The following is a 22,882-nucleotide window of genomic DNA, read 5'->3' on the forward strand; positions in this document are numbered from 1 at the left end:
TTGGTAAATACATATGTTTAAAGCAGAAAAGATTCTTTGGGGTGAAGGCTTATTTTTACGTCCTCAGCATTTTCAGATCCAAGATACCTATCATGAACAACGTTTGAATCATACGATTCGTGCGATGATTCCACATGCCTATGGCGTACAAAAGTTGAAATTTGATGAGGTTCAACTTTCGACCCATATTCTGGCACTCCAAGAAGTGGAAATCATTTGGCAAGATGGTGAGATTTATCACGCACCTGCTCAGGATTTATTGCCAGAACCATTATTGCTGGATGATCTTAATCTACAAGGTGAAATGACGGTTTATCTGGCGCTTCCGATCTTACAAGCCAACAAGAAGAATATCGCGGATGAAACACGCTCAGTGTCTAGTCGCTATCATAACTATTTGACAGAAACCCATGATCTGTTTACCGATGCTAGTCCTGCTGAACTGAATCTCTTGCGCCGTCGTGCGGAATTTAAGTTGTTAGAGCAGCATATTCAGCCAAGTCAGCATTTAGATGGCTTCTTATATATTCCAGTCGGTAAAATTAAACGTCAAAGCTCAGGTCACTTTGAGTTAGACAATAAGTTTATCCCACCGATTTTACATATTGCAGCGTCTGAATCTCTGATTAATAACCTGAAACGTACACTCAACGTCATTAAGGCCAAAATTAAAACCATTCAAAGCAATAACCGTGAAAATGAACAAAAACTAATTGAATTCCGTTCAGGTGACATTGTTTCCTTCTGGTTAATCAATGCCTTAAATACCGCCTACGCTGGATTGAATCACTTACTCCAATATCCTTTAATTCACCCAGAACGCTTGTTCTCAGAATTATTGCGTTTAACAGGGTCATTACTCACCTTCTCTACGGCTTATGATGTAGATCATTTACCACACTATAAACATCATCAGTTACAAGACAGTTTTCAGCAGCTTGATCTGATCTTAAGAGATTTATTGGATACCATTATTTCGAGCCGTTATTTCAGTATCGCCTTGAAAGAAACGCGACCATCTTATTGGGTGGGTAGTCTTGAGTCAGACAAAATTACCCGTGATACGCGTCTTTACATTGCTGTTTCCAGCAGCATGATGCAAACCCATGAACTCATCCAAATTGTACCTTTACGTTTCAAAGTGGGCAGTACGATAGACGTAGAACAGCGTGTCATTGCGGCACTTCCTGCTGTTCCACTCCATCATTTAATGCAAGTTCCGACAGCGATTCCAGTACGCTCTGGTGTCAGCTATTTTGAAATTGAACCACATCATGAACTCTATCAACGTATGCTTGAGTCAGAAACCATCTGTGTCTATGTACCCGCTGGTTTCCAAGATATTAGTATTGAACTCATTGCTGTAATGAATAGTTAAGAGAATCACAATGACTCAACCCACAGGCATCCCCTCTTTATTTGATGATGGAAAAATTGGTTCAGGTTTACCTGCTTCTGATCAGCCACAAAATAAAGCGCAAGCGACCAACTTGATTGACCTATTACATGATGGGTTCTATCTGGTTTTTTTACTTCGCAACCGCTATATACCTGCAAATCCAGCTGATTTTCGTGAAAAAATCGTCGATTTATTGAACCGTTTCGAGCAACAAGCCAAACGTTTGCAGTTTTCTGCTGACGATATCCACGACGCCAAATATGCATTTTGTGCCTTGATTGATGAAACCATTGCGACACAACAGGATGCAGCCTATTTTAACTTACAGAATTCATGGCTGATCAGCCCATTGCAATTGAGCCTGTTTGGCTCTCAACTGGCTGGCTATCGTTTTTTTGAAATCTTGGAACAACTGCGCAGTCGTGGCAAAGAGCGTCTTGCATCGCTTGAGGTTTTCCACTACTGTCTGTTGCTCGGTTTTCAAGGTAAATATCGTCTGGAATCGGTAGAAAGCTTAAATCACCTCGTGGCTCGTGTCGGAGATGAAATTGATTATCTCAAAGGGAAAAAAGCAGCATTTTCTCCTTTTGCCGCAATTCCTGACCACATCAAACACATCATTCATCACGAATTACCTTTTTTCTGGATTCTGATTTTCTTGCTCATGTTTGCTGCGCTCACTTTTGCAGGCTTAAAGTTCATGCTCTCCAAACAAAATCAGGGTGCTTTAGCCCCTTATCAGAATGTGATTTCAGCACCTGCCGAAGAAGCACATATCACCATCCATTTGCCTTAGTTGATAACGTATGACTCAGGAAAGAACAACTTCTTTACGCATATTACAGACCAATAAGAAAAAAACCTTATCTCCTGTAATTTATTTACTGATCGGATTTCTTTCAGGAATAATCTTTGCTGCACTGTTTTTTTTCATCTTTGCAAATGACTCCAGCAATCTAGCGCCTACTGTGCCACAAACGCTTGAAGAAACTGAGACGGTTCAAACAGCCAATAAAGCAACAACTCAAAGCAATGATGTGGAAGTCACTAATCCAAATCATCATGAAACAAGTGAATCCGTGGAAGACAATAATTTTGCTCAGCCTGGGAGCAATGATTTAAACAAATTTTTCCAACGGACACCACCACCTGCTGCACCCGCTCCAACCGGACAGCATGTTTCTCCATTTGCAAACGAACCAAATGCGAAACCAGCAACAGCAACACCAGCAAAAGTGCCACATAGCAAAAATGAAATCACTGCTCCGGCAACGAATAAAGTAGTCGCTAAACCTGCTCCTCCTGCGACCAAGGCTGCACCAGCGAAAGCAGCAGAAGTTGAAGCGGAAGCACCCGAAGCAACTGTACAAATTAAAGTGACACAAAAGCCTTTTGCTGTGAATGAACTCAAGTAAACAATGATTTTTATCATCTTCTTCTGCTTTGTCGCTGTCGCAATCGGATTAACCCTGCTCATGTCATATGAGCTGCGTTATAAATGCAAGCAGTTGTTGCAATCATTGCTTCCAAGTGGAAAAAAGAAAATCGCCAATGCAATGCAGTTCGCAGAGAATATGCATCAAGCAGCCTCGCCAGAAAAATTACAATCGCATTGGCACTTACAACAATGGTGGATTTTAATCGCAGGTTTCTTTTTATTTGCCAGTATCCTTATTTTTGCGTTTACTCGCCCGATCAATTCCACACGTATTGAAGCTGAATATTTAAAAGAAACTGATCCACAAATTTATACGCTACTCAATGGTGAAATGCTGAGTCCACCACCTGAAGTCGATGCCAACTTGATTGAAGATGCTATTGTCGAAGCGACTCGTCTTGAACAAGCCTATCAAGCCCAACATCCGACAGATCCAAGTATTAATGCATCGCAAATTGAGATTCCAATGAGTCATTCTCATGGTAGTTTTGATGTATCCATGGTTGATCGAAAATGGGACAAAATTAATCCTCGCTATAAGCAACGTCTACTGATGGTCTTCAAAATCATGAAAGAACAACATGGTTATGAGCTGGTCTTACTTGAAGGTTACCGTAGTCCAAGCCGCCAAAATATGCTTGCAGGGAATCCAAATACAACCCGCGCCAAGGGCTATCAAAGCTATCACCAATTCGGTTTAGCTGCCGATGTTGCATTTAAACGTAACGGCAAAGTGGTCATCTCAGAACGCGACCCTTGGGCAATGCGTGGTTATCAGCTCTATGGGCAAGTGGCTGAATCCGTTGGTCTAACTTGGGGCGGTCGTTGGAAATCTATTCAAGATTATGGCCATACTGAATACCGTATGCCGGGTCTAAGAAAAACTAAGGAAATGGCGGAACAACTTACTGCTGAAGGGCAATTAACTGCAAGAACAGACGAATCTTAAATATAGCTAAAATGTAGTTAAACCGAATAAACCCTATCTATATCAAATAGGGTTTATTTTAACTATAGTTAAATTAAAAACCTTAATCGACAACAGATATTGGGACAGTTTTTTTAGCTTTAAATATAAATTCTTTAAATATGACAGTCATTCCTAATACAAGTATAAAAGCAATGACAAATGATCCCAGTACATCAAAAGGAAAATGAACACCAATATAAATCCTTGACCAACCTACAATTAAAGCCAATAACAATGCTGCACTGCCTATTTTTCGATAGCCTGAAAGTAAATATGAAAAAGCGATGGTTGCCACAGTCAAAGTATGCTGACTTGGAAATGAAGAAGATGAACCATGCCCCGTCAGGATATGTCCAATACCCAGATCAAATGGTCTTGGGTGATAATAGACCGCATGAATGAACTGTGTCACTAATAATGAAGCAACGATAGTGATAAGCATTTTGATAAACTGCACTCGATATTTTTTATCCTTAAAAAACAATGAGGCAATTAAAAATACAAATAATACTGCAATTAAGTTATGTGAGGCGAATAAGGCAGCTTTATCTAAAATCGGGTTTTGCGTTGCCGCTGAGTTAATCCAATTAAACAAACTAACATCTATAGTTTCAATTGACATCGCCAATCGTTCCATGATTATTTAACGATGAGAATATAAAAACATCAGCTTAAAATAAAATTAAAGCTTCTAAAAAACTAAACAAAAGTACAATTTAAATTTAAGTCGCTATTAATAAAAAAACTCTAAATTTGATCTACCCTCAAATTGGAGTGAATTATGGATAACAAAAATAAGCTGCCCGAAGTATTAAGCAAAGTACCCGAAGTGACCTTGCTATTCTGGATTATAAAAATTGCTGCCACAACACTCGGTGAAACCGCTGGTGATGCTTTATCAATGTCACTCAATCTGGGCTATATCTTAAGTACATGTATTTTTTCTATTATTTTTATTGGCTTTGTTTCACTGCAAATGAAAGCCAAAGAATACAAACCCTTTTTATATTGGGCAACCATTATCTCAACCACAACACTGGGAACCACCATTGCTGATTATGTCGATCGCTCTCTAGGTATAGGTTATCTCGGGGGGAGTATTATTTTACTCACCCTACTGCTTAGCTCGCTTGTGATCTGGTATTGGAGCTGTGGCGATATTGCAGTGAACAGTGTCCAGTCTGCAAAGACTGAAGCCTTTTACTGGATCACCATTATGTTCTCTCAAACCCTAGGAACAGCGCTTGGTGATTGGACAGCAGATACCCAAGGTTTAGGTTATACAGGAGCAGCTCTGATCTTTGGAAGTCTACTGCTTATTCTGATTGCCCTTTACTATTGGACCAAGATCTCCAGAACATTTTTATTCTGGTCAGCTTTTGTTTTAACCAGACCACTCGGTGCTGTGCTAGGTGACTTTTTAGATAAACCACTTGATCACGGTGGGCTAGATTTAAGCCGATTCGGTGCTTCTTTTGTGCTATTGGCTTTTATCCTTGTTTGCTTAGTGTTTTTTAAATCCAAACCTGCCTCAACCGCACATTAAATTAAATAGTGAATCAACAAATTTCACAGACTTATAAAAAAAGGGATAAGAAAATCATATTCTTATCCCTTTCCTTTGTTGACCCGTTATCAAAACTTAAACACGCTTCCAAGGTACAGCAGGTGAACCAATCCATGCTGATTTTGCAGGAATATTCTCTCCTTTCATCACCAAGGTCAGTGGACCTAATACCGCATAATCAGCCACATTGGCATTGTATAAAATAATACTCCGCGAATTCACCACCACATCACTGCCCACATTCACTTGACCAATTTTCATGATGCGATCTTCAAATAGATGGGTTTGTGGCCCAGAGAAGCTATTAAACTCAGCACGGTCACCTATTTTCACGCAGTCGAATTCAGTAATATCAGCCGTATCCAGATAGACATCTTTACCAATTTTCACTCCTAATAGGCGTAAAAAGAATGGCAACATCGGTGTCCCTCTTAAATAATTCAAAAAGTTCGGAATCGCAACAGATTCATAGAGACTGGTAATGCCTTCACTGAGCCAAACGAACATGGTCCACATGGGTGCTGAACGTGGTTGATAACGTCCAATTAAAACCCATTTCAATATGGTCACGATGACAAAACAGCCGACGCCATATAACAGCCCTGCCAAGGTTAAAGCCAATAATCCCAAGGCAATACTATGTTCATTAATGACATCGATCACTTCGAGCACAATCATATACCCCACACCAATGGCAAGTGCTGTCGGTAATACAATACGTAAACCCTCAATCAAGCCTCGCATGAAACGGCGTTTGATACTTGGTTTAAAGGTCAGATGATCTGGATATTGCGCTGCTGCTTCACGTGCAGGTAACAATAATGGCGGAGAACCGAACCAAGTTTGGCCTGAATACATTTCTCGGTTATCTGGCGTTTTCGATTGCACACCAATCAAAACATTATCTGGCAATACCGTACCATCCGCGATATAGGCACTATTCCCAACAAAGCTACGATTCCCAATTTGAGTAGATTTCAACGACATCCAGCCGCCTTTAATCTCTTCATCACCGAGCATTACCGCATCGGCAATAAAACTTTCTTCTCCTAAGGTCAGCATTTCAGGAATTACACCTGTAGCCGTCGAAATTTCTGTGTTTTTACCTACCTTTGCACCCAACATTCGGAACCATGTCGGAGCATATAAGGTTGCAAACAAGCCATGTAAAGTCTGTAAACTGGTTTCTAAAATCTGAGCTGCAAACCATTTACGATAATAAGTAGCACCATGTACCGCATAAGTGCCCGTCTCTAAATGCGGCAATGCCACTTTACGGATAGCCGATGAAATTAATGCAGTAATGACGATCATCATGGCACTGGCAGGAATCGCAAGGATGAAATAATACAGTGCGGTTTGAATATGGTTATTCGGATCAATATTAAACACATTGACATCTAACCAATCGACCAGTAAAAAGCTTGGAAAAATCGGAATAAAGAACAAACACGCAATGATTAAAGCACTGACACTATAGTAGCCATATTCAGCAAATTTACGCACTAAGGATAATTTTGGACGTGCAGCTAATGATTCAAGCTCATTAATGTGACCTATTTTTTTAGCGGGTGTTCCATCCCAAATTTCACCTGTGGGTACCGTCGACCCATATTCAATTGAGGTTAAAGCATTGACATGCGCTTGCGGTTCTAACACGGTATTTTCTTCCAATACTGCATAAGATCCCACATAGCTGTCTTGTTTGAGTTGGATTGAACCCAATACTAGGTGTCCGTGCTCAACCTTGGCATTTTCCAGATTGACATTGGAACCAATACTGACCCCATCTTCAATCTTTAACAAAGATGGCATACGGATATGCACTGAGCTAATGGTGACATCATGCCCAATCTTCGCCCCAAGTGCTTTGAGATATAAATTCAGTAAGGTTGAACCAGAGAGTAGATATACAGGTGAAATACTGCTGATCCGATCCGCTAGCCACCAACGAAAATAGGTCATTCCCCATAATGGGTAACGACCTGCGCCAACTCCTAACATCAGTAAACGTTTTACTGTAATTGAAACTGCAAAACTGGCAATAATCACACTAATATACACCAGCAACGACAACGCGATCGCATAAGGAATACTGTCTCGTGTGCCGCCTGTGAAATAGTGATAAGTAAAGAATGGTGCCAACCATTGCAGAATATTGATCGAGATCAATACAGGAATCATCACCGCCTGTGCAATCCCACACAGCCATTTGTAGCTGTGATTGCGCGGATTGTCTTGTCCAATCTGCCGATCAAATAAGGAAGGTTCAGGCTGTTCTAACATTAAAGCTGCAATCGCCCCGACTTTTCTGGCCTGATATAAACTTTGAATGGTGAGATGACTATATGCTGAATGTTCACGCAGATTTGAGACTAAGACGGCGGCCAAGAGCGAATGACCACCCAAATCATCAAAGAAATCTGAGTCTAACTTCATTGGGATATTCGGAAATAAACGACCTAGAATCTCAAATAAAATCTGTTCAGCTTCATTCTGTGGCTGGTCAGATTCACTACGATCAATTACACTGGTCAATGGGCGAGCCTTCAATGCCTTACGGTCAATTTTCCCAGACAACAACCGTGGTACTTCTTCAATAATTTCAAAGCGATTTGGCACCATATACGGCGGTAAACGCTGACTAAGCTGGTATCTGAGCTGCTTAACTTCAATCGCTTGTTTTGCCTCCAACTCAGGTGCAATAAACGCAATCAGCTGATCAATACCATCTTCAGCTCTTAGAATGACTGCTGCCGTACCAATTCCCCCCAGATCACATAGCGCTGCTTCGATTTCACCGAGTTCGACTCGGAAACCCCGAATTTTGATTTGATCATCGGCACGACCTAAACAATGCACCTGACCAAATTCATCAATTTTGGCCAAGTCGCCTGTGCGGTACAAGCTGATTTCATCCTCATTATTTGCCCAAGGATTCTCAATAAATTTATCTGCAGTCAGATCAGGGCGTCCAAGATAGCCTGGAGCTACACTGGGGCCAAAGATACACAGTTCCCCTGTTTCACCTTGTGCCAATAATTCTCTTTCTGCATTGATCACCAACATGCCATAATTCGGCAAAGGCTTACCAATGGTCACAGGCTTACCCTGTTGTAATAACTCTAAACTGGCAGATACCGTGGTTTCAGTCGGACCATAGGTATTAAACATTTGATGATGGGGTAATGCCCAACGTTCCACCAATGAATCAGGGCACATTTCCCCACCCAGATTAATGATGCGTAGATTTGGAACATCTTCAGGAAATAAGGCAAGTAAAGTCGGCACAGCATGTAATACAGTTATCTGTTGCTGTTTCAATGTTTGACAGAGTCGCTCGGGATCACTGACTAAGGATTTTGGTGCAATCCACAAGCTTGCACCAACGAGATAAGACAACCAGATTTCTTCAAAGGACATATCAAAAGCAACGGAGAAACCTTGATAGACCTTGTCCTGCTCCTGAATCCCTAAGATACTGTTTTCACTGCGCAGAAAATGACAAATATTCTTCTGGGTGATCACAATGCCTTTCGGCTTTCCTGTCGAACCCGAAGTATAAATAATATAGGCAGGCTGTTCAGGTGAGGTTTTGGCTAGTTCCACAGTCTCATGCAGCGGTCGCTGCAATTCAGTATTGGTCCATTTGCTCTGTGGGACGTCTTGTAGATGTTCATACCATTCATCACTGGTAATCATCCCCACTGCCGTCGCATCTTCAAGACAAACGGCGATTCGATCGGCGGGAGTATCCATATCAAATGGTAACCAAGCCGCACCACTTAAACAAATCGCTAATTGTGATTTTAATAGTTCGATACCACGAGGTAGCCATAAACCAATAATATCGCCCGCTTTGACTCCTTTCAGGGCCAAATGCTTCGCCATTAATAAAGCTTGTTGATATAACTCGCCATAGCTCAACGTTCGTTCAGCTTCAATCAGGGCTATTTTTTCAGGAATTTTTTGTGCCGTTTCAATAAAAATATCAGCGAGGACCTCATCTTGTAAAAATTCTGGGTGGGGCTTACCACGAATAATATTTTTTGCGCTCATCACACATTGATTCATTTTTATGCTCTCTTTAATGTTTTGATTTAGCCAAAGACGAAATGAGGTGTTCGTATTGGTTGGTAAATTAAAGAGAGCAACTTAAAACAACATTAAAGTGTGATGTCTGAATAAACAATAAAACCTGAACAGAACAAAAGTGATCAATCTGACCACTTTTCAGTCAAATTATGAACAAACCACCCCATTGATGTTGATTTGAGTTTTTGTGTCTGATGCCACAATCGACAGTGCAATGGCATCAACAACTCGGCTCAATGAAGCACTGGCAGCACTCACAACATTTTGGATTGAATCATTATACTCTTGTATCGGTTGGCTAAAGCTCATCCGACACGCCAACTGCTGATTTTGGTTTGAATTTTGATCCAAAGTGATATTTGGATCATTCCTCTTGATAATCCAAGCCACTGAGACCTCTACATTTTTCTTGGCAGCATCAGCAGTGACGACATCGAAATGGGAAAAATCGGTTGCAACCCGATAAGACACCTTCCCCCCCGCCATACCACTATTATAACGATCGACCGCACCAAGTTTTTGCTGCAAACCTGCCGACAGATTGTCTCTTAACTCCGCACCCAACGTTGAGGTCCAGCGTTCGTTCTCTAAAATTCGAGATTTACCTGCTGCATCCTGCACCACGATCGGCGCACGATTGATCCGATCGGGTAAACCCACAGGCAGAACCTCAATCACCCGCACCTTCGAGTTTGCCAAAGGCGAGACTTTAGTTGCCAAAGTATAATAATTCGGCGTAGGTGTACTTGAACATGCCCCCAACAACAAAGCCATGGACAAGAGACTGATTTTCGATGAAACCTTGAATAGCGGTTTGACTGTACTGCTGATCATTTCTTATCTGCCTCTGTTTTTTTACCACGAATCAATGATTCAGGATGTTGTTCAATATAATCCGCCATTAATTGTAAGGATGCAGCTGCTCGGGTCATTTGTTGTAAAGCTTTACGGACATCTTGCTGCATCGGCGCATCACTGGATAGAATCGACTCACTGGATTGCATAGTTTTACGTACATCATTCAGTGTCGCTTGCAAGCCTGGTGCAACTTTGCCATCCAACTGTTTCACCAACTTGTCTGTCGACTCAATGGTGGTATTCATATTATTGAGTGTCTTACGGACATCTTGCCCAATTTCTTCGAGTGGGAATTTACTGACTTTATCGGCAATTTGAGAAACTTGCGCCTGTAAACCGCTCAACTCTGTTGCAGTGGTTGGCACTTCGGCGCGTCCATCTGCACGCATTATTAAAGATGCAGCTTTGGCTTTTGGAAATTTATCAAAGGCAATATAGTTCTGACCCGTTAATAAATTACCCGTCCGCATCTGCGCACGCCAACCTTTTTCAATAAAGTATTTAAAAATTTCACCATCTGGATCAAGCTCTTTACCGTGGGCCAAACGTGATGGATAAATCACTGCATCCACACGCATTCTTAAATGGGTATAAGACCGATCAAACTCGACATTGATTGATTTGACATTACCAATCTCAATGCCCATAAAGTCAATTGGTGCACCTGCAGTTAAACCACGCAGCGAATGATCAAAGTACATAATAATTGGACGTGGCTTACCATCCGGTTCCTTCATTGCCTCTTTGCGGGAATCAGACAAAGTAAAATAGCTGTTGTCCGGTGCGATGGCTCCAGCAGAATTTTCAGGATAACCAAAAGCAATCCCGCCCGCTACAATACTGGCCAGCGATTGGGTATCCAGATTAAATCCAGATGCATTTAATGTCACATCGACCCCACTGGCCTGCCAAAAACGGGCATCTGTGGTCACGAATTTATCGTAGGGCGATTGGATAAAAGTTTGTAATTCGACACTTTTACCATCTGCTGCTAATTTATACGCGGTAATCTGCCCGACATTAATCCGACGATAATAAATCGGTGCGCCAATATCTAATGAACCTAAATCTTGTGCTTTGAGGAAAAAAACCTTACCGGGAATATCTGAAGACACCACAGGTGGCACTTCCAGTCCGGTAAAATTCTCTTGCTTTTTCTCGGCCTTTCCACCATCGACTTCAATATAGGCCCCAGACAATAAAGTATCGATACCCGAAATCCCCCCTGTTCCTACTCTGGGTCTCACTACCCAGAAGCGTGAATCTTTGGCTGCAAAATTACTGGCATCTTTGCGTAGTTCGATTTTGGCAATAACATGTGAACGATCATCTGAAAGATCAATCTGGCGAACCAAACCAATATCGACCTGCTTATAACGCACAGTGGTTTTACCTGCCACCAAGCCCTCCGCAGTACGAAAAGAAACTTCAATGGTCGGGCCCGTATCGAGGACAGCTTTGGCCGCCAGTGAAATCGCGATTAAAAGCGCAACAAAGGGAACCAGCCAAATCAACGCTGGTCGCCAACGCCCTTTCTTTTTCTCGGGTTCGGCAAACACTGCATCGTTCTGAGTTAACTCGGTTGAGTTCTCTTCAGTATTTTGGCTATTGGGTGTATTTTCTGACATAGTGATCATTCTTTTATTGGTCAAAAACGGGACAATTCATCTTAACTTTTCAATGGATGAACAACGCTTCCTTTCAACTGCTTGGATGCCTGACTATCTACCCGCTGCGCCTTGAAATAATTGTCCCAAATAATTCTGGGGTCGAAACTGAGTGATGCAAACATAGTTAATACCACAACGGCGCCAAAAGCGACTGCGCCAGGTCCTGCCAAAATAGTGGCCAATGACTGAATTTGAATCAATGCGGTCAGCAACGCAACCACAAAAACATCGATCATGGACCACCGCCCAATAAACTCAACAATACGATACATCAGCGCACATTGTTCAGGGGTAAAATGCCATTTTGAGGAAGACTGCATATAGACCGAAACCAATAAAAAAATCAGAATCAGTAATTTCAAAATCGGAATAAAGATACTGGCCATAAAAATCACCACAGCGACCAGATAATCACTATTTTGCCAAAAATAAATGACCCCACTGATAATGGTATCTTGCTGACGCCCCAACAAAGAATCTGTTACCGTCATGGGTAGTACATTGGCTGGTATATATAAAATCGCAGCAGCCACTACCAAGGCAAACGTACGATTTAAACTTTCTGGCTTACGTGAATGCAATGCACTTTTACATCGGGAGCAATGTGCATGCTCATGTGGATCGACCTGAGCATCAACTTGGTTGAGTAATCCACAACAATGGCATTGAATGAGCCCAATATCTCTTGCCCGAATATAATTTTTAACCTGCAGATCAACCTCTGAAAGCTGTTCTACAATTGAAGAAATTTCGGAGTTCTGACCTTGACCTTGCTTCATCCCAAACTCCTATCTACTTCATTCCAGAGATCTTTAATCTTGAGTGAGGCAATATAAACCAAAAGTACACTGAGCAAGGTAAAGGCCCAGAGAGCAACGCCTGGGATCACGGTAACCATGCCAACCAGTTTGACCAATGTCACCAGTACACCAATTAAAAACACTTCCACCATTCCCCATGTCCGAAACAGGAACAATGCCCGCAGTGCGGGAATTAAATATGGAGGTCTACGTTTCCAGAGACTGATATAAGCAAGAACATAGCTGAGTAATAGCAATTCAATCAATGGCACAATAAAAGTTGTAATCAGAATCAGTACCCCAACCAAGGCACGATCAATATGAAACATAGTCCATGCTGCACCAATCAAGGTGGTTTGCGAGGTATTGCCTTGAAGCTCCACAATCACAATGGGAAAACTATTGGCAATCACAAAAATAATCAACGCAGTAATAACCAGTGCCAATAGGGATGAAAACGAACGGCTGCGGCGATAAAGTTCAGCACCACAACAGGTACAATAAGCGCGTTCGCCCAACGCCAAATCGACCTTACGGTAAATCGCGTCACATTCTTCACAACCCGCCAATTCACTTAGGTTGGTTTGCTGAGCTATTGCTAAAGGCTGATTATTTTTATTCGCCATATAGTCATGCCTATTACCAAGATTCTGTTTCGTTTAAATAATCGAATTAGCTTCTGTTATACCGTTATTTTTGATCAGCACAACGCATCACTGCCAATCTTACACAATATATAAACAAATCAGAATTTAAAAGGCTGATGAATATCCTTAGCTCATCATTTTCAGTAAAAATCAAAGCTCTCCCACTAAATCAAAGAAAAGAGCGTCCATTTATATAGGAAATTAATCACACCATTTTCCAAAAAAAGGGGGCTAAGTTGCATTACACGCCCGCAACTTAGCCACCCAGTGTATTGTTTTTTTAATTTTGAATCGCTTTATCTTTATAGAAGAGGTTGTAGCTCACATAACAAGCAATAATAAATAATACACAACAGACAAAACCCACTTGCATCGATGGATCAGTCACCATACTGATACAGGTAATGACACAGAATACCCCACCTAAAATCGGAGTCAGTGGGAATAATGGAGCAGCAAATTTTAGGTCTTTCACCGTTTTACCTGATTTAATCCATTGTCTACGGAAATTAAATTGAGAGACACAAATTGAAATCCACACCACTACCATGGTAAAGGCAGCTACACCCAATAAATTTTTAAAAATCGTTTCAGGTGCAAAATGTTCTGACAATAAACCTGGAATTGCGCCAAACATGGTCACGATAATGGCAATAATCGGTGTGCCTGAACGGGTCAACTTTGAAAACACTTTTGGCAACTGCTTCTTCTCTGACAATGACCACATCATACGTGATGCAGCAAACAAACCTGAGTTCGCTGCAGATAATAGCGCGGTAATAATCACAAAACGAATAATGTCTTCCGCATACGGGATACCAATATAATTAAATACGGTAACGAATGGGCTATTGCTGACACTGTTGGAATTAAGACCTGCCATTTCATACGGAAGCAAGGCACAGATCACCACAATGGTACCGACAAAGAAAATCAATAGGCGCCAGATTGCTGCATTGATTGCTTTTGGAACGGTTTTCGCAGGTTCTTCTGCTTCACCTGCCGCGACCCCAATCAACTCTGTACCTGAAAAGGCAAAATTCACAATCAGCATGGTTGCAAAAATAGGAAAGATCCCATTTGGGAACCAACCATGTTCGGTGAGTTTACTAAACAACGGTGCTGACTCGTGCCCATGATAAGAAATCATGCCAAAAATAGCCGCTAGTCCTAAACCAATAAAACAAATAATGGTCAATACTTTGACCAACGATAACCAGAATTCTGACTCGGCAAATAACCGTGTTGAACTGACATTCAAACTAAAGATCAAACCCGCAAACAATAAAGTCCAAGTCCACATGGAAATCGATGGAAACCATTCCTGCATCAATAATGCTGCAGCGGTAAATTCAGTGCCTAAGGTTGCAGTCCACGTCAACCAATACAACCATGTGATCATATAGCCTGTACCTGGTCCGATATAGGTTCTGGCATATTCTCCAAAAGAACCTGAAACCGGCATCTGCACAGCCAACTCGCCTAGACACAGCATCACCATGTAGGCAATTATCCCACCCAAAAAGTAAGAGATAATTGCACCGACTGGACCGGCCTGAGAAATGACATCACCTGAGCCTAAAAATAGCCCTGTTCCAATTGCACCCCCCAATGAAATCATGACCAAATGACGTTTAGTCATGGCACGTTTCAATGGTTTACCGATTTCAATCTCAGAGCTAGAAACTCCTGATAAATTGGCTACATCTTGCTGTGGTACATATTGCCCACTCAGGCCTTCACCTGATGGGAATGTCTTTTGGTTATTGTTACTCATACACGGTCACTCCAACTGTATTCTTATGACAACCTGTCCTTGCTGTTTTACATTCATAAAAACGAATATCTAAACGATATTCTTTGACACGTCTTGTTCTATTGAACATCCATATTCAAACTCCATTTCATCCATGCCTTGCCGACAGTTAAGCTGTGAAGTCGGCGACCGCTTATTCAATTTCTTTTAAAATCAGTCCCGCCCGAAGCCCTGTTTTCACCTTTGGGTTTGGGAATAAAATCCAGACTTGCTGATCATGCGCGACATAATCCCCAGCCTGTTGTGTGGCAATCAACTCGCCTTTCTGAAAAGTAGAAAAATTCGGTGCGTCAGCACTCAATTTGAGCTGAAAATCTTCACTTTGTTTTAAGATTGAATCCACTACCTTGAATTGGCGAATTGTGTGCTTCTGTCGAGCGGGCAATGCTTGATCTGCAAGAACTGCGCGTAGCATCTGGTCGGTACTGGCAAACTGAGCTAAATCATTGGCTCCAAAAGGTTTGGCCTTGCCTAACTCCAAAGTACTACTCGCTGCCTGAAATTTTTCAGCCGTAAAGTGGGTAAAGGTTTTGCCTGCTGCATTGTGATAGACCAAAGCATCCAGATCAGCAGCCTTTAGACTTTGAATAAGGAACTCATCATAAGGCGTGTTTTGATACGGAAATAAGGCAAAAACAGGCAGTAACGACGTACGAATTGCCGTATGCAAGTCATAATGATAGCGTTGTGCTTTAGGCTGACTTTGTTCAAAGAATTGTGCCGTCACTTGCTCTAAGTGAGCCGCCCGCTCGGTTTCCTGATCTTGAACTAAATCTTGATACGCTCCACAGAACATACGGTTCATATCATTTTCAAGATAACGGACACCGTGACGAATGGCCTCTGGGTTACCCAACACAAACAGTACGCGTACTGCAAGCGTTAAACCTTCGGCAAATAGATCATGAATAATCTGGTTTAATAGCTCGATCGGTGCGGTTTCATTGCCATGAATCCCAGCAGAAAGTACGATAGTTTTTGCATAGCTTGTCTTGGGTGTACATTGCAACAGCCCTTCACCTAACCACTGCCATGTAAATCCCGCTGCCTCACCTTGCATCTGCACAGGCATTCGTTGTTCTAAAGTCAACGTTAATAGATCAACCATGTACTTTCATCCTTAAAAGCCGTTGTTTACTGTTTATCTTTGGAAGTGATAAACCGAACCTAAAGCTAAAATTTTGGTTAACTCATCTAGCGCTGTACGGCTCTCAATCAATAAACTAGGATCGGCCAAATCGTCTTGTGTTAACTCATCACGATAATGCTGATCTACCCACTGATTCAGCGTTTTGAACAGTGCATCATTCATGAATAAGTTTGGATTCACAGCAGCTAGTTCAGCTTCATTTACTGCAACACGCAATCTCAAACATGCAGGTCCACCGCCATTACGCATACTTTCACGCAAATCAAATACCTTAATGTCATCAATTGGCGTACCCATTTGAATCATGTCATTCAAGTAGCTCCATACTGCCTTGTTGTGACGTGATTCTTCAGGCACCACAATACTCATGCCGCCATCTGCGCGAGTCAAAATCTGACTATTGAACAAATAAGTCGACACCGCATCTTCAACGCTGACACGATTGTCAGGAACTTCAATCGAGATAAAATCTTGCTCGATCGCCGCCATCTTGTGACGAATTTCGTTCAAGGCATCGGCCTGATTTAAAAAAGCCTGTTGATGATGGAACAAGACCTGTTGGTTGCTGACAGCGATGACATCGTTATGAAATACACCTTGATCAATCACATCTGGATTCTGCTGAATGAACACGGTTCGTTTCGCATCCAGACGATGCAAACGGGCAATCGCTTCACTTGCCTCGCGAGTTTGACGCGCAGGGAATTTCTGCGGTGCTACCGTTCCACCCAGTTGTTGCTGACCATAAACAAAAACCTGTACACCTGCCTGATCATATCCACCACCAAGGCGATTATGATTGGCTGCCCCTTCATCACCAAACAAAGCAGCTTCAGGCAGTGCTTCGTGATGCGCGAAATATACATCATTATTGAACATCGCTTGAAGAATACGCGTGGTCGTATGATGCTCAATTGATCGATGGAACTTATTATTTAAGTTTGCAGCGGTAAAATGCATACGTTTGTCAGCACTATCTGCCGATGGCGACACCGTACACGAGTTGGCTGTCCACATCGAAGAAGCAGAACTCAACGATGATAATAAGGCTGGTGCAGTACGCATCGCTTGGGTAATCACGTCAATATCACTGCCCGTAAAACCCAAACGGCGCAGCGTTGGCACATGCGGACGCTCTTGTGGGGCGAATACCCCCTGCTTGAGTCCCAAATCCGCAAGCGCTTTCATTTTCTTTAAGCCTTGCTTTGCCGCTAGCTTAGGATTAGACGCATTATTACGGTTCTTGGTTGATGCGACATTGCCATACGATAAACCCGCATAATGATGGGTCGGCCCCACTAAACCATCAAAATTAATTTCATAACCTGACATTTTTTTCTCCCTGTGTCCCTATACGAGCCGACTTACAGCACAATGCCCGGTGATAATTTTGAAGGTAAAGTAACGCTGTCACTTTCCAGTGAAGCCATTGGCCATGCGCTATAGTCTGCGGCATAGAAGGCACTGGCACGATGATTACCCGATGCCCCAACACCACCAAATGGTGCGGCACTTGAAGCACCTGTTAATGGTTTATTCCAGTTCACAATGCCTGCACGCGCTTCAATCAGTACACGATCAAATAAATCACGCTCAGGTGAAACCAAGCCCACTGCTAAACCAAAGCGAGTGTTATTGGCAATGTTCAAGGCTTCATCGAAACTGTTATAGCGATAAATCGTGGTGAGTGGACCAAAGTATTCATCATCAGGAATATCGGTCACCAGAGTGACATCTAAAATACCTGCGGTCAGCAATGAACTATCGGCTTGTGGACGGGTCATTTCTAACAATGGTTTTGCACCCAAAGCAATCAGTTTACTTTGCGCTACCAACATTTGTTCTGCTGCATGCGCAGAAATCACCCCACCCATAAAGGGTTGCGGTTCAGCATTCCAAGCACCAACCACTAAGTTTTTAGCGACTTCAACAAAACGCTGAATGAAGGCATCACCATTGGCACCCTGCTTGACAATAATACGGCGTGCACAAGTACAACGTTGTCCCGCGGAAACGAAGGCCGATTGAATCGCTAAATTCACTACGGCATCAATATCACTGGCTTCATCAATGATCAGGGCATTATTGCCGCCCATTTCCAGCGCCAGGATTTTTTCAGGGGCACCTGCCATTTGTTTATGCAAGTGATAACCGGTATTGGCACTGCCCGTAAACAGTAAACCATCAATCTGCTCAGCCGCAGCAAGTGCTTCACCCGTGCTGCGTCCACCTTGTACGATATTCAACACACCGTTTGGTAGACCTGCTTGCTGCCATAATTTTGCAGTTTCTTCAGCCGTCCAAGGGGTGAGTTCACTTGGTTTAAACACCACGGTATTGCCTGCAATCAAGGCAGGAACAATATGACCATTCGGTAAGTGACCTGGGAAGTTATACGGGCCGAATACAGCCAAAACACCATGTGGACGATGACGTAGTGAAGCAACGCCATCAGGCATTTCAGTTTCACTAAAACCAGTACGTTGATGATAAGCACGAATCGAAATCGCCACTTTGCCAATCATCGATTGTACTTCAGTCAATGTTTCCCATAGCGGTTTACTGGTTTCTTGGCTAATTACTTCAGCCAATTGGGTTTTATGCTGTTCTAATAATCCAGCAAAACGTTCAATTGTCGAGATACGGTCTTCTATCGGCAAACGTGCCCATGCAGGAAATGCCTGACGCGCTGCATCGCAAGCCTGTGCAACATCGGCTGGGCTTGCTTCATGCCCCGCCCAAATTTGCTGATTGCTGACAGGATTGGTTTTTTCAAATACGGTTCCTTGTCCTTGAACCCAAGCACCATCAATTAATAATGCACCTTGTGACATTAGTTGTTCTCCATTTTTTCTAATGCTAAAACACGGACTTGATCGTGTTCAGCAATATTCAGTGCCTGTGCTTGTGCTGCCGTTAAATGCAAAGTCTCACTTTCATCAACTTTGTTATTGATCAACAACACGGCGTAATCTTGGTATTGGTCATTAGCAACCAAAAAGTGTGTCTCAGTACTTTCGACTTGCTCAGTGAGTTTGACTTTAAGCAAGCGGCTCTCTTTCACCGCCCGTAACTCAGCAGTATTGGCTTCCAGTGTTGGCCCCGCATCAAAAATATCAACATAACCTTGATATTTAAGACCTTCTGACATCAACACTTTTGCCGCAGGCAGGGTCTGTGGGTGTACTTCTGCAATCACCTCACGTGCCTCTGAACTCAGCAAGTCCACATAGACTGGAAATCTCGGCATTAGCTCTGCAATAAAGGCTTTTTGCCCCACACCACTGAGATAATCTGCGGCTGCAAAATCCATATTGAAGAATAAATAGCCCAAGGAATCCCAAAACGGCGATTGTCCATTTTGATCCGAGAAACCACGCATTTCAGCAATCAATCTTTCTTCGAAAAACGAGCGGAACGCTGCAATAAACAGAAAACGAACTTTGGATAAAAATTTGCCGTTTTGGTTTTTACGATATTCAGGATCAAGGAACAAGGTGCAGAGTTCGCTACAACCGGTATGGTCATTACTTAAAAATAAGGTGTCTAAAGTCTTATACACATTTAAGGCTTTAGAGGCATGCACCTGTTTTGCCACACGAAAGTTGTAGAACGGTTCATTCAACCCGACCGCAACTTCAATTGCACTCACACCCACAATTTTGTGAATGCTGGTGTCTTCCAATACAAATAGATAACTTGCCTCGCACTTTTCGGATAAGCCGTCTAAAGTGCGAGTGGTACGTGTAATACGTTCAGCCAAGATGTCTTTATTTTGTGGTAAGGAAGTCAGGCCAATGCCAGACTCCCCCGCTCGTTGCGCTAAACGATAAATATCATCTAAGTCCCGATGCGCTGCATGTCGAACAATCATCATGGGTAGATGCTCACAGCAGACTTAGAGGCGTGCTAATGCACGAACAAAACGGTTTAGACCTTCATCAATATCGTGTTGAGGAATGATCAATGAAGGTGTGAAACGAACCACATCAGCCCCTGCAACCAAGGCCAATAACCCTTCTTCACCCGCTAAAGTCACGATATTCTTCGCTTTGCCAGCATGTTCATCTTTCAATACACAACCGATTAACAAACCTTGACCACGGATTTCTTTGAACAATCCGTACTCAGCATTGATTTTATTTAAGGCATCGATGAAATATTGATGACGTTGTTTAACGCCATCTAACACTTCTGGTGTATTGATAAATTCAAACACCGCGCCAGCAACTGCACAAGCCAATGGGTTACCACCATAAGTGGTACCGTGATCGCCGACTGCATACATGTTGGCATAATGATCTGTCGTAATCATTGCACCAATCGGGAAACCACCACCCAATGCTTTTGCCGTGGTGAGAATGTCAGGTGTTACCCCTGTATTCATATAGGCATACAGTGAACCTGTACGACCGACACCCGTTTGTACTTCATCAAAAATCAATACCGCACCTTTTTCATCACACAGTGCACGTAAGCCTTTTAAGAATTCGATGTCCGCTGGCAGAACACCACCTTCACCTTGGATCGGTTCAACAATCACGGCACAAGTATTTTCAGTGATCGCTGCTTTTGCTGCTTCAAGGTCATTAAATGCAGTATGTTCAATGCCACCCGGTAATGGTGCAAAGTCTTGAGAATATTTTGGCTGACCACCTGCCGTTACGGTAAACAAAGTACGACCGTGGAAGGCATTCTTAAATGCAACAATCTGGTTCTTATTTGCATTGCCACTGAGCAAACCAACTTTACGCGCCAGTTTTAATGCAGCTTCGTTGGCTTCTGCACCCGAGTTACAGAAAAAGACTTTGTCCGCAAAAGTACTATCCACCAATTGTTTCGCAAGGCGTAATACTGGCTCGTTGGTATAACCATTCCCAATGTGCCACAGCTTTTGCGCTTGTTCAGTTAAGGCATTGACTGCAACAGGATGTGCATGACCCAAGGCATTTACCGCGATCCCACCTGCAAAATCAATATATTCTTTATCGTTCTGGTCCCAAAGACGTGACCCTTCGCCGCGTACTAAAATGAAATTTGCTGGGGCAAAAACTGGAACCATCCAATCATTAAAATTGCTACGTGTAATTGCGACTTCGCTCATTTTATTTACTCACTTCCTGTTTAATCTTCAGGCTTGTTAAATGCTCAACAAGCCCTTTCACTTTAATTTTATAAATGACTTAACCTGGGAAAATACCGCGTTCTTTACGCGCTTTCAGAATACGTTCACATGCCAAAATATACGCTGCGGTACGTAAGCTACATTCCTTCTGTGCTGCCGTGTTCCAAACATCAGCAATGGCTTGGATCATCAACTTATCAAGACGTTCATTGATTTCGTCTTCGCTCCAAAAGTAGCTCGCCATATCTTGAACCCATTCAAAATAACTGACGGTTACACCACCTGCGTTACAGATCACATCAGGAACAACAGTAATGTCGCGGCTTACAAATACATCATCTGCTTCTGGATAAGTTGGGCCGTTCGCACCTTCAAGTACGATTTTCGCTTTCAGTTTTTGTGCACGTTCAACCGTAATCTGGCCTTCCAATGCCGCAGGAATGAGAATGTCCATATCAACCGTCCAGAATTCTTCGTCTGAGATCACAGTTGAATCAACAAAGCCCATCACGCCACCTGTTTCAACGACATGCTTTTGCAATGCTTTAACATCCAAGCCTTCTGCATTGAAAATGGTACCAGTATGGTCTTGTACGGCAACGATTTTTGCGCCTGCGTGGCTAAACAAATAAGCGGCTTCATTCCCGACGTTACCGAAGCCTTGTACCGCCACTTTACTGCCTTCGACTGGTAATTTAATACGTTCCGCAACCTGCATACCCGTTACGAATACCCCACGGCCTGTTGCACGAACTCGGCCTAGTGAACCACCTAAATGAACTGGCTTACCTGTCACCACACCTGTTACGGTATGACCTTTGATACTTGAATAGGTATCCATCATCCAGCCCATAATATTGGCATTGGTGCCAACATCTGGCGCAGGAATGTCAATTTGAGGGCCAATGATTGGGCTAATTTCACTGGTGAAACGACGAGTTAAGCGTTCTAATTCACGCGGTGAAAGTTCTTTTGGATTGACGCGAATACCGCCTTTGGCACCACCAAACGGCAGGTTCAATACTGCAGTTTTAATGGTCATCCATGCAGATAAAGCCATGACTTCATTCAGTTCAACATCTTGGTGGTAGCGGATACCGCCTTTACCTGGACCACGTGATAAATTGTGCTGTACACGGTAACCTTCAAAATGGCGAATTGAACCATCGTCCATCACGATTGGTACATCGACAATCAGAGTACGTTTTGGCGTTTTCAGTGTATTGACAAAGTTACTGAGGTCAGCATCCAAATAAGGTGCCACACGATCAACTTGAGTGAGAAAAGTTTGCCAAGCACTGCCATTTTGAGCCGCATATGATAAAGACATCGTCTATTCCTTAATTA

The 22,882-nt window shown here is 42.7% G+C and carries 18 protein-coding genes; 5 read left to right on the forward strand and 13 right to left on the reverse strand.

Annotated features, from left to right (window positions below):
- Nucleotides 1-13 precede the first annotated feature (13 nt).
- Genes tssK through F993_RS08625 form a run of 4 tightly spaced genes read left to right on the forward strand, consistent with a single transcriptional unit; the run spans nucleotide 14 to nucleotide 3,786 of the window.
- Entirely contained in the window at nucleotides 14-1,378 is a 1,365-nt protein-coding gene (gene tssK, locus F993_RS08640; RefSeq protein WP_004654774.1) for a type VI secretion system baseplate subunit TssK, read from the forward strand.
- A gap of 10 nt (nucleotides 1,379-1,388) precedes the next feature.
- The gene (icmH, locus tag F993_RS08635; RefSeq protein WP_004654775.1) at nucleotides 1,389-2,195 is read left to right on the forward strand and encodes a type IVB secretion system protein IcmH/DotU; all 807 of its coding nucleotides are present in this window, start codon (nucleotides 1,389-1,391) and stop codon (nucleotides 2,193-2,195) included.
- A 10-nt stretch (nucleotides 2,196-2,205) separates the two neighbouring features.
- On the forward strand, nucleotides 2,206-2,814 hold the full coding sequence (locus tag F993_RS08630) for a hypothetical protein (protein WP_004654777.1): 609 nt from the start codon (nucleotides 2,206-2,208) through the stop codon (nucleotides 2,812-2,814).
- Between the two features lie 3 nt (nucleotides 2,815-2,817).
- A complete protein-coding gene (locus F993_RS08625; protein WP_171066007.1) occupies nucleotides 2,818-3,786 on the forward strand; it encodes a M15 family metallopeptidase in 969 nt (322 codons plus the stop codon).
- An 82-nt stretch (nucleotides 3,787-3,868) separates the two neighbouring features.
- Here F993_RS08625 and F993_RS08620 read toward each other — a convergent pair whose 3' ends face one another.
- Nucleotides 3,869-4,429, reverse strand: a complete 561-nt coding sequence (locus F993_RS08620) for an undecaprenyl-diphosphatase (RefSeq protein WP_004654782.1) — start codon at nucleotides 4,427-4,429, stop codon at nucleotides 3,869-3,871.
- Nucleotides 4,430-4,588: 159 nt separating this feature from the next.
- Between F993_RS08620 and F993_RS08615 the strand changes: the two genes are divergently transcribed.
- Nucleotides 4,589-5,353 carry a COG4705 family protein gene (locus F993_RS08615; protein ID WP_004654784.1) on the forward strand — a complete coding sequence of 255 codons (765 nt, stop codon included), beginning with the start codon at nucleotides 4,589-4,591 and terminating at the stop codon, nucleotides 5,351-5,353.
- 96 nt (nucleotides 5,354-5,449) lie between these two features.
- Here the strand turns inward: F993_RS08615 and posA are convergent, their stop codons facing one another.
- The 12 genes from posA to F993_RS08555 form a co-directional block, all read right to left on the reverse strand.
- Nucleotides 5,450-9,448 carry a delta-poly-L-ornithine synthetase PosA gene (gene posA, locus F993_RS08610; RefSeq protein WP_004654785.1) on the reverse strand — a complete coding sequence of 1,333 codons (3,999 nt, stop codon included), beginning with the start codon at nucleotides 9,446-9,448 and terminating at the stop codon, nucleotides 5,450-5,452.
- Nucleotides 9,449-9,616: 168 nt separating this feature from the next.
- Entirely contained in the window at nucleotides 9,617-10,303 is a 687-nt protein-coding gene (locus F993_RS08605; RefSeq protein WP_004654787.1) for a PqiC family protein, read from the reverse strand.
- Nucleotides 10,300-11,955, reverse strand: a complete 1,656-nt coding sequence (locus tag F993_RS08600) for a PqiB family protein (protein WP_004654788.1) — start codon at nucleotides 11,953-11,955, stop codon at nucleotides 10,300-10,302. Before F993_RS08600 ends, F993_RS08605 begins: the two co-directional genes overlap by 4 nt.
- A gap of 41 nt (nucleotides 11,956-11,996) precedes the next feature.
- The gene (locus F993_RS08595) at nucleotides 11,997-12,776 is read right to left on the reverse strand and encodes a paraquat-inducible protein A (protein ID WP_004654790.1); all 780 of its coding nucleotides are present in this window, start codon (nucleotides 12,774-12,776) and stop codon (nucleotides 11,997-11,999) included.
- Complete coding sequence (locus tag F993_RS08590) at nucleotides 12,773-13,423, reverse strand: paraquat-inducible protein A (RefSeq protein ID WP_004654793.1); 651 nt, start codon at nucleotides 13,421-13,423, stop codon at nucleotides 12,773-12,775. The genes F993_RS08595 and F993_RS08590 overlap by 4 nt, the downstream gene beginning before the upstream one ends.
- A gap of 301 nt (nucleotides 13,424-13,724) precedes the next feature.
- Nucleotides 13,725-15,221 (reverse strand): amino acid permease, encoded by a 1,497-nt coding sequence (locus tag F993_RS08585; RefSeq protein WP_004654795.1) that lies wholly within the window; start codon nucleotides 15,219-15,221, stop codon nucleotides 13,725-13,727.
- A gap of 172 nt (nucleotides 15,222-15,393) precedes the next feature.
- Entirely contained in the window at nucleotides 15,394-16,368 is a 975-nt protein-coding gene (astE, locus tag F993_RS08580; protein ID WP_004654798.1) for a succinylglutamate desuccinylase, read from the reverse strand.
- A gap of 33 nt (nucleotides 16,369-16,401) precedes the next feature.
- Nucleotides 16,402-17,742 carry an N-succinylarginine dihydrolase gene (gene astB, locus F993_RS08575; RefSeq protein ID WP_004654800.1) on the reverse strand — a complete coding sequence of 447 codons (1,341 nt, stop codon included), beginning with the start codon at nucleotides 17,740-17,742 and terminating at the stop codon, nucleotides 16,402-16,404.
- A 32-nt stretch (nucleotides 17,743-17,774) separates the two neighbouring features.
- Entirely contained in the window at nucleotides 17,775-19,244 is a 1,470-nt protein-coding gene (gene astD / locus F993_RS08570) for a succinylglutamate-semialdehyde dehydrogenase (RefSeq protein WP_004654802.1), read from the reverse strand.
- Entirely contained in the window at nucleotides 19,244-20,287 is a 1,044-nt protein-coding gene (gene astA, locus F993_RS08565) for an arginine N-succinyltransferase (RefSeq protein ID WP_004654804.1), read from the reverse strand. The genes astD and astA overlap by 1 nt, the downstream gene beginning before the upstream one ends.
- 21 nt (nucleotides 20,288-20,308) lie before the next feature.
- Nucleotides 20,309-21,514: an aspartate aminotransferase family protein gene (locus tag F993_RS08560; protein WP_004654806.1), complete on the reverse strand. Its 1,206-nt coding sequence runs from the start codon at nucleotides 21,512-21,514 to the stop codon at nucleotides 20,309-20,311.
- Between the two features lie 79 nt (nucleotides 21,515-21,593).
- Nucleotides 21,594-22,865, reverse strand: a complete 1,272-nt coding sequence (locus F993_RS08555) for a Glu/Leu/Phe/Val family dehydrogenase (RefSeq protein ID WP_004654808.1) — start codon at nucleotides 22,863-22,865, stop codon at nucleotides 21,594-21,596.
- Nucleotides 22,866-22,882: the final 17 nt, after the last annotated feature.

Source organism: Acinetobacter proteolyticus, assembly GCF_000367945.1.
In the GTDB taxonomy this organism is placed as follows: Bacteria; Pseudomonadota; Gammaproteobacteria; order Pseudomonadales; family Moraxellaceae; genus Acinetobacter; species Acinetobacter proteolyticus.

Excerpts from the sequence above, each read along its gene's own strand:
- astE (WP_004654798.1), bottom strand. The coding sequence starts at position 16,368 with ATGGTTGATCTATTAACGTTGACTTTAGAACAACGAATGCCTGTGCAG.
- astA (WP_004654804.1), bottom strand. The coding sequence starts at position 20,287 with ATGATGATTGTTCGACATGCAGCGCATCGGGACTTAGATGATATTTAT.
- F993_RS08605 (WP_004654787.1), bottom strand. The coding sequence starts at position 10,303 with ATGATCAGCAGTACAGTCAAACCGCTATTCAAGGTTTCATCGAAAATC.
- astB (WP_004654800.1), bottom strand. The coding sequence starts at position 17,742 with ATGTCAGGTTATGAAATTAATTTTGATGGTTTAGTGGGGCCGACCCAT.
- F993_RS08595 (WP_004654790.1), bottom strand. The coding sequence starts at position 12,776 with ATGAAGCAAGGTCAAGGTCAGAACTCCGAAATTTCTTCAATTGTAGAA.
- F993_RS08630 (WP_004654777.1), top strand. The coding sequence starts at position 2,206 with ATGACTCAGGAAAGAACAACTTCTTTACGCATATTACAGACCAATAAG.
- F993_RS08620 (WP_004654782.1), bottom strand. The coding sequence starts at position 4,429 with ATGTCAATTGAAACTATAGATGTTAGTTTGTTTAATTGGATTAACTCA.
- F993_RS08555 (WP_004654808.1), bottom strand. The coding sequence starts at position 22,865 with ATGTCTTTATCATATGCGGCTCAAAATGGCAGTGCTTGGCAAACTTTT.
- F993_RS08615 (WP_004654784.1), top strand. The coding sequence starts at position 4,589 with ATGGATAACAAAAATAAGCTGCCCGAAGTATTAAGCAAAGTACCCGAA.
- F993_RS08560 (WP_004654806.1), bottom strand. The coding sequence starts at position 21,514 with ATGAGCGAAGTCGCAATTACACGTAGCAATTTTAATGATTGGATGGTT.
- icmH (WP_004654775.1), top strand. The coding sequence starts at position 1,389 with ATGACTCAACCCACAGGCATCCCCTCTTTATTTGATGATGGAAAAATT.
- F993_RS08590 (WP_004654793.1), bottom strand. The coding sequence starts at position 13,423 with ATGGCGAATAAAAATAATCAGCCTTTAGCAATAGCTCAGCAAACCAAC.
- F993_RS08585 (WP_004654795.1), bottom strand. The coding sequence starts at position 15,221 with ATGAGTAACAATAACCAAAAGACATTCCCATCAGGTGAAGGCCTGAGT.
- F993_RS08625 (WP_171066007.1), top strand. The coding sequence starts at position 2,818 with ATGATTTTTATCATCTTCTTCTGCTTTGTCGCTGTCGCAATCGGATTA.
- astD (WP_004654802.1), bottom strand. The coding sequence starts at position 19,244 with ATGTCACAAGGTGCATTATTAATTGATGGTGCTTGGGTTCAAGGACAA.
- tssK (WP_004654774.1), top strand. The coding sequence starts at position 14 with ATGTTTAAAGCAGAAAAGATTCTTTGGGGTGAAGGCTTATTTTTACGT.
- F993_RS08600 (WP_004654788.1), bottom strand. The coding sequence starts at position 11,955 with ATGTCAGAAAATACACCCAATAGCCAAAATACTGAAGAGAACTCAACC.
- posA (WP_004654785.1), bottom strand. The coding sequence starts at position 9,448 with ATGAATCAATGTGTGATGAGCGCAAAAAATATTATTCGTGGTAAGCCC.